We start from the raw sequence: 8150 nt of genomic DNA, 5'->3' as shown, positions 1-8150 counted from the left end.
TTTCCTCGAAACCACCAAGAAAAAAGAAAGAAATCTGCAAGTTATCAGCAAAATCTCCCGAAATCTGCGAAATCCCAAACCGAGCAGGTCAAAATCTGCGAAATTCAAAGACCGAATAGGTCTATATCTATATTTCGTAAACCTTTACGAAAAAGGTTGTCATATACGAATACAAAATCTAATCAGAAATAGAAATCAAATCAGAAATATTAGTAACCTGTTGTTCCCATCCATCCATAATGATACCAGGAGAATGCGTAGCTAATATAATCTGACAGTTTGGGTTCAACTTTAGAATATTGTTAATCAAATTTCTCTGCCAATCCAAGTGCATCGATATTTCAGGATCATCCATGATCAAAATGCTCTCTTGATTACGCTGCAACAAAATCGCAAGCATAACGATTATAAACTGCTTTTCACCAGAAGATAAACGCTTATTACTTTCCAACAATTCGTCCCCTATCTTAAATTGCAATTTACTTTTCGTTGTGTCAACAGTTTTATTTGTACGTTTAAAAGCTTCATTGACAATCTCAATAAACATATCATTGTGCGCATATATTTTTTTCATATCTTCCATATCAACTTTTCCCGCTTGGTAAATAATATCACAAAGCTGTTTAGAAAGATCTGACAAATAATATGCATATTCACTTTCAAGAACTTCCAATTGTTGATCCAAGACACTACTCATTTCATTTTTCAGTGCAGGAACATCAAATGTTGATATTTTATTGAATATACGAAGTTTCTTAAAGTTGCCAACAGATAACTTACTCTTACCTTGCTTAATCGAAATAACACTAGCGTTTAGAGTAAGATCAGAAATACGAAATTTTACAGAAATCTCTTCTGTCATTTCCAAAATAGCTCCCTTAAGAATATATCTTTCAGGTACGCTATTTGGCTCACATAAACTAGCTATAATATTCAACAGCGTAGTTTTATATGAGCCATTATCGCCTGCTATAATATTTACATCACTGCGTAAATTCCAGTCAAAATCATACTTACCATATAATTCTTCTATCTTTATGCTTTTTATCTTCATAACTGCCAATTACAAGATACTACCTAAAGAATCTGTTTTACTTCATCCACTGTCTTATTCAACATCTTAGCAATTTCATCAAGCGACATGCCATTTTCCTGCATTCCCTTAATCATCTTACGAAGCATCTCATCCTTCTCCTTCAATTCATTCAATTGCATTATTAGGGTATCTTTTTCTTCTAAGATTGAGAAGAATTCATCCTCAACATTCATCTGATACCTCATATCAGGATCAGCTGCAGCCGATTGAAGACGACGAACAATATATTCCATATCATTGTCACCCTCAAACTGCTTATCATCAACCTTGATCACCTTTTTATTATCCGCAACATTCGTCTGGTCAAACAAGCAAAGAACCTTCTCTAAGCGATTGTTAACCCTACCATGCAACAAAGGAATCTGCACTATGATACTATCATGCTGCAAACTCTCAACAAAAGGATCAGGAATTCCCGCCTCTACTTTTTTACCATCATAATTATAAGCATGATGGTTGACATATATAACAGGTTCTTCTATCTCACCGACACAATGTCCAAGGAGGTAGATTGCAACCATAGGAATAGCATACTTTCCATGCTCTTCCTTCCGCATATTCTCCTCGTTGTTATATTGCAGAGCAAGATACCGGCGGAAACGCAAAGTCTCAGTTGGCAGCCAAGTCTTTTGAAGCTCAATCAACATCAAATGTGGCTGATTGTCTTCATCTAAAACAGTAGCAGCGAAATCGATTCTGAACATGGAGATAGATTCACAACGAGTCAGATTTGCATATTCATTCCTGCGAATCTTCACATCGATAACTTTCTTCTTCAACAATGCTGACAGAATGGTCTTAGCGATACGATTATCCTCCATCAAGTATTTGAACACTGCATCATAAAGTGGGTTTGCAACATAAACAACCATAATCTATCCTCCTATAATTTAAACGTTTAACTATAGATGCAAAATTACGCTTTTTCTATGAAACTACCAAGAAAAAAGAAAGAATTCTGCAAGTCATCAGCAAAATCTCCCGAAATCTGCGAAATCCCAAACCGAACAGGTCAAAATCTGCGTCATCTGCGAAATCTGCGTGCCCTTTATCCGACCGCATAGACAAAAAAATCTGTGGAAATCTGTGATATCTGTGGGAACCTAAACGATGTGGTTTCTGTCCAAGACCGAATAGGTCTAATCCGTCTAACTTCCGTGCGTAATCCGAGTAAGATACCACTAAAGTAGAATAATCTTTTTATTCAATATTTTGGCCTGATTTGTTGCTCTTACAATTATTTGATGTTTTGCCAATGCTTCATGAATTAAATTTTGATCAAACCAAGCATTATAATTATCCAACATTGGAAAAGAAACTATTGCATACACAACTTGATTTTCTTCCAAAAACACGCTAAAATCTGCCGAATAGCTAAAAATGAGCGATTTATAACGGTTTCACCTCAATGGAGGTAATGATTTAGCAACATTCCTAATTTCTGCAATCTGCGTACAGTTGCTGTCAAACAACTCTTCTTGGCTGCAAAAATACAAAAAAGAAGGAATTTACATGCCAAGATTGTTATAAAAAACATTAAAAGCAACAACAAATATTAGCAAATCTTTTGCTTATTTGTTTTTTTGCATTATATTTGCAGCGAAAATAAATTTAAAAAAAGCATGGTGCATGAGACTTGCATTGTCTCAGAATAATTATGCTACGATGGAAATGCGTAAAAAGCTATCGTATAGAGGCAACTAAAATTTTGTTTCTTTCGTAGCTTTTATGAATTAGAATTGTAAATTGGAGTCACCAAGGTCAGATTCTGTTTGACCAAGACTTATGTTTTATTTATTCACCCCACTTTAAGTGGCCTTAATTTTACAAACATGAACAAAAAAGTATTCCATTGCAATGGCAAAACGATTTTGACCATCGCTGTCACAAGTCTTCTTGTTGGCTGTAACTCTGAATTGGACTTAGCTTCGTATCAGCAGAAAGAAGAAAAGTCTATCGTTAGTAGCAATATTGATACCCAAACACAAGCTACAACTACGGATTATTTGGGTAAAAGTTTTTATCTTTCAAGTCAAGATGGCGAGCAATCTTTGCTTACTACAAGAACTGGAATTGGTGCCGAGAAGCTAACTCGTAGCTTCGTGGTAAATGCTGAGTCTGAGCAAGAAAAGTGCTTAGGCGTTCATGTTATGGCAGCTTGTGTCAATGAAGGGAAAAGTCTTCAAAAGATAGAAGTTTGGGTAAACAATGAGTACGTTGATGATTTGGACATCACCTCCAACGAATGGCAGTTCGTTTCTTTGAAAAATAGTGGTAAAATCCATCTATTTGCAGGGAAAAATACAATAACTTTTGCAGCCAATGCACCTTATTATCCTGAAATCGATGCTATTCAGGTTGAAGATGAAGCTAGTGCATTACTAAAAGAAGACCCTATGTATAAGGACTTCATTAAGCAAATTAGTGCTCCCAAGAATTTAGGCAATGAAAAGTTAGATCAAGATAAGGTTGACAACCTTCTTTGCAAGTTAGCAGAAGAAAAAGCAATCACTCGCTCTGCTTATGAAACAGGGCATAATTGGCAAGTAACCCCTCGCACATTAGAGAATCCTGATGGCAATTATCAACACAAAATCTGTGTGCCTATCACCTATACCTATCATCGTAAGTTATCTTTGACCAAAGGAACATACACATTTATGACAGGACCTATCGATGGGGATGATTTCTATTCTGTTGACCCTGTGATGTATCTCTACAAGATAGACGACCCTCATAATTATTCATATTACAATGATGATGCTTCTGGACGTGGTCGCCATTCGCAGATAACAGCAACATTACCTGCAGGAGACTACTACTTGGTTATTCGTGCCTATAGCAGCTCTTACGCTTCCACAACAACAGGAAGGCAAGGACTTATCAATGTTTATCAGAATGGTTCTATATTAAATTCTCAAACTCCTGTAGCAGGATATGTTGTTGATGTGGACTCTCCAAATACTGGTATAATAAATTATTTTACAGCGTATTCTTCTGGCATTCCAGCTTTTTATTTGGAAGAAAAGAGTTCAAAAAAGGTTAAATTCTTTGGTGAAACTTATTTCTATGTTCCTCCAATGGAACAAATGTGGTTTGATGACGCTCGCCTCCGCTTGACCAAGCCTTCGGCTAATGACAGGTATCGAATGTTAGTTACCTGTGTCGGTGCTTTCGGAGCATATTATGGCAATTGTGATGTTTACGGTTCTTGTCAACAGGTATTAGATAGTGATGGATTTTCTAAAGATTTTCCTAATTTAAAATCGAATGATGCCATATATAGTAGTGCAAGCGGCACCTATGTGTACAATTGTGCCTCGTGGGCTGGAGGTTTAACCTACGGATGGACTTGGAACGGTATAACTGCGAACAAGTATTCTTCATCTCTTGTTGGACCAAATTATGGTTCCCCTTATATATGGGATAGTTGGGATGCTTATTTTGGCAATACCCCTCAACGATATTTTGGTGCTATAGCTTATACACGTGACGGTGCTCATTCTGGTAATGGAGTCATTGCAGTTTGGTCAACTAGTGACAAAATTTCTGATGTTACGCATTTCTCTTGTAGGGCAACAGCAAACAATCAACCTCATGGCTATGCTTGGGAAAGTAAACCTGGTGGAGCTAGACGTATTTTTCATCCAAGAGATGCCTTGTCAGGCTCTCTTTATGGCTCAATCATTGCATATTATCGTGATGCTAGTGTCTCTGATGACCCAACGACAATGGCGACAAGGGGCTTGTCAACTGCTAACAAATTGACATTTGAGGAATCTATTAAAAGAGGTTTGACCGTTATTAAAGAAGTTACTCTTACTCCAGAGCAAGAAAATAAAATTTATCAAATCACCACACGTTCCTCAAGTTCGTTTGCTGACACAAAGATTTCGGCATTATATAATGCATGGGAAAAAGCCATTTCGACACCAGAACACCAGCTTCTTAGCAATCCGAGTTCTCTCATCGAAATTCCAGAAGGAAAAGATTTCATGGATTACTGTAGCAAGAACAAAAAAGAGGCCTTTCTATTTTTTGCAAAATTGTACTTTGTGAATAAAGAGAAAACTGTGGCAAAAGAAATCTCATATAATATGTTCTGTACGTTATTCACGGAATACGCAGATATTATCGAGAAAGTTAAGCAGGAATGGAAAGAAAAGCAATATGATGAAAAAGGTGCATATATAGCCCCTTTGCCAGAAACATTCTTGAAAGAATATGTCAAGAAATTAATAGATAAACTTATATAGGATAAAACAATGAAGAAATTATTGGGTATCATATTATTGACAGTACTGGTTGTATTTAGTTCATGCAACTCTAATACAGATGCTTTTCTTACGGGAACATCACCACAACTATTTGGTATATGCCAAGTGAATACAGGTAGTGTTGTGCAAGATAAAGATTCAATAGCCTTTACTGATTTAGATATTACATGGTTCAATCCAAAAACAAGAGAAATCAAATTTAAGGAATATGATAAAATAAAATCCATCCCAATCTATGCATCAATAAGTGTAAAAAGTTCATCTGAGACACTGTTCATTATAGCAGCTAATATCAATCCCGTAGTGAATCGTGCATACGATGATTTGGTTTTATTCTGCGACAAGGATGGCAAATACTATCTCAACGATAATTATCCGAATTATTGGAATTTAGAAAAGACAAAACAAAATGCAGATAAGCGTTCTGAAGGTTGGAATAAATTTATCAATCTTCTCAGAAAAGAAGGGCGTATCAAATAATTAAAAGAGACGGAATTTTTCCGTCTCTTTTTTAAGTTATGCAGCATGAAAGTAATATGATTATGAGTTGCAAACTCACTTTCTCTAATATTTTATCATTTGTCTTTTAAACGGTCTTAGTTTATTCCATTGTACTTTGAACCATTCAATAACAGGCTGTCTATTGATATACAAAAACAGTTGGTTCGGCTTGGTAGAATCAGAAAACACCTTGATTTCAGTATTCTCCACATTGAACTTTCTTTTGTGTTCCTCAGAATAGAGCGAACCGCTAAAGTTCAAAGCCTTTCCTGTAAGAAGCACTCCGATTTGCTCAACGGTGAAGCCAATCTTCCTGCACAGGTTTTCCATTTGCAAACGTGCCTCCAACATCGGGAACCAATGCTTGGCTTTGCGGACGATGTCATTGAGCAAAGAAACTTCTGTTGCGTGCTTGCTCTTCAATTCTACGACCTCTGCTTGGTGTATCTGTTGCATCTCGCCGAGTTGTTGGCTGTGGCTGTCCTCCATTCGCTGTATTTTCTCATGGAGTTCGTCAATGTATTGCTCTCGGTCTTTCACAAGCTCACACAACTTTCGGTTGTGTTGCTCCACCTCTTTCAATTTTCCACTGCCCAAAAGAGAACCAATCTTCGACACAAGGGCGGTCTTGGCTTCCGTCTTGGCAGCCTGTAGTTTCTCTGTGTTGATTTCACTCTTGGTCTGTTTGAGCAGTCGCTCCGCTTCCTCCACATCAGATTGCAACAGTTTCATGCAGTTTTGAAGTCTCTCCGTCTCTCGCTTGATGTTGCGGTAATACTGTGCCGTGGTGGTATGCCTCGCATCCGATCCACGGACACCTCGCTTCAAGCCATACTTGCCCATGGCTTCCGCATAACTGTCGTGATAGCCAACCATCTTGTCACGGTTGAGCACATCATCGGCACACAGCCTCACGGCATTGGCTTTCTTGCGGTATGTCCGCTTGCCTTCTTCCGCTGTCTTGTTCTTCGCCTTTCTCCGCTCGCCTGTCACTATCGGAACGATGGAGGCGTGGAGGTGCGGCGTGTGCTCGTCCATGTGGAGAACCACCGACACGACATTCTCCTTGCCGAATGTGTCCTGCAACCACTTCAAGCTGTCGTTGCACCAATCGTCAAGCTGACCATTGGCTGCGATGTTCATCATGTCCTCGTGCGTTCCAGACAGCACGGTTCTAATCACCCTCACCTGGTCATTGGTTATCTTGCGCTTGATGCCTGCCGTCTTGATGCGGTGGGCGATGGCTTCGTCACGACCATACACACCGCTCGGCATCTTGACAAGCTCACGGTTGAGGTGTGTTCTTGTCGGGTCGGCGTTGTCGGGTATCACCTTGCGCTCGATGTGGTCTGATTCCCTTGCGTCCGAGCTGCCCTTCGCCTTCTTGAAATCCAAACTGAAATGTCCCATAATAAACTTGTTTTTGAGTTATACAATTCCGCTTGCCGCATTGCGCCCTGCGCATGACTCACGGGGTTTCAAAAGGGGATGCCCCTTTTGCTCAATGGGTGTTTTTAGCGGTGGTGTGCCACTGCGTCAAGAAAACGCCCTATTGAGCTATGGCTTTTCCGTTCAGAATAGCCATTGGGGCAGAAAACACATCACATGCCCAAGGCTGCGCCTCTCTTCCGAGGTGGAACGGTTCGCTTAACAGGCTGTACTTGGTGTACCGACTGTTTGGATTTAACTCCGCACAGATAGTCGTTCAAGTCGTTGTATTCACTGTACAAGTAGGATGCGTCCCTCACACGGTAGCCGAGTGCATTCTCTATGGCTGCCGTTGCCTTGCGTCCTGCATCATCGTTGTCGAGCAGACAACTGATGCGTTCGTAGTCATGGAGGATGTCAATAGCCTTGTCCATGTTGCTTGTGGAGTTGAGTATTACATAGTCCTGTGCCTCCAATGACGGATATGTCGGGAATTTCTGCACTCGTATCGTGAGAAACGAGAGGTAGTCCATCATACCCTCGAACACATAGCAGGTGCTTCTTGGCTCGCCTTGCTGTCGGATATGTGTGATGTCCTTGGGGGACATGCAACCCTTGAAGAATCGGTTACGAACCTCGTAACCGCCCGACTTGTTCTTGAAGCCGATGGCGAAGTAGTTCTTGCCATTATGCGAGAAGTGGAGTTCCACACATTCCTTTCGGGCGATGCACAGGTCAATATTCCGCTCGCTCAGATAGCGTAGGAGTGCAGGGTGGTTGAGTTCCCTAACCTCCAATCTCTCAAAACTCGGCTCGGAAGCTTGCTGAGGGAAAGAAAAGTCGGTCGG

General features: G+C 39.9%; 6 protein-coding genes. 2 read left to right on the top strand and 4 right to left on the bottom strand.

The window, feature by feature from the left end:
- Positions 1 to 178 precede the first annotated feature (178 nt).
- Both DW657_RS15925 and DW657_RS15920 read right to left on the bottom strand, forming a co-directional pair.
- The gene (locus tag DW657_RS15925) at positions 179 to 1054 is read right to left on the bottom strand and encodes an AAA family ATPase (protein ID WP_118313400.1); all 876 of its coding nucleotides are present in this window, start codon (positions 1052 to 1054) and stop codon (positions 179 to 181) included.
- A 23-nt stretch (positions 1055 to 1077) separates the two neighbouring features.
- Complete coding sequence (locus DW657_RS15920; RefSeq protein WP_118313399.1) at positions 1078 to 1968, bottom strand: hypothetical protein; 891 nt, start codon at positions 1966 to 1968, stop codon at positions 1078 to 1080.
- A 960-nt stretch (positions 1969 to 2928) separates the two neighbouring features.
- Here DW657_RS15920 and DW657_RS15915 point away from each other — a divergent pair.
- Positions 2929 to 5352 carry a hypothetical protein gene (locus DW657_RS15915; protein WP_118313398.1) on the top strand — a complete coding sequence of 808 codons (2424 nt, stop codon included), beginning with the start codon at positions 2929 to 2931 and terminating at the stop codon, positions 5350 to 5352.
- 9 nt (positions 5353 to 5361) lie between these two features.
- Positions 5362 to 5853: a hypothetical protein gene (locus DW657_RS15910; protein WP_068856620.1), complete on the top strand. Its 492-nt coding sequence runs from the start codon at positions 5362 to 5364 to the stop codon at positions 5851 to 5853.
- A gap of 84 nt (positions 5854 to 5937) precedes the next feature.
- Here the strand turns inward: DW657_RS15910 and mobV are convergent, their stop codons facing one another.
- A complete protein-coding gene (mobV, locus tag DW657_RS15905) occupies positions 5938 to 7284 on the bottom strand; it encodes a MobV family relaxase (protein WP_118313397.1) in 1347 nt (448 codons plus the stop codon).
- 191 nt (positions 7285 to 7475) lie between these two features.
- A partial coding sequence (locus tag DW657_RS15900) for a toprim domain-containing protein (protein WP_118313396.1) occupies positions 7476 to 8150 on the bottom strand: 675 nt, incomplete at its 5' end.

The sequence above is a fragment of the Prevotella sp. AM23-5 genome (assembly GCF_003473645.1).
In the GTDB taxonomy this organism is placed as follows: Bacteria; Bacteroidota; Bacteroidia; order Bacteroidales; family Bacteroidaceae; genus Prevotella; species Prevotella copri_A.
The sequence above is the reverse complement of the archived record's forward strand: the minus strand, read 5'-3'. Positions and strand labels throughout refer to the sequence as shown.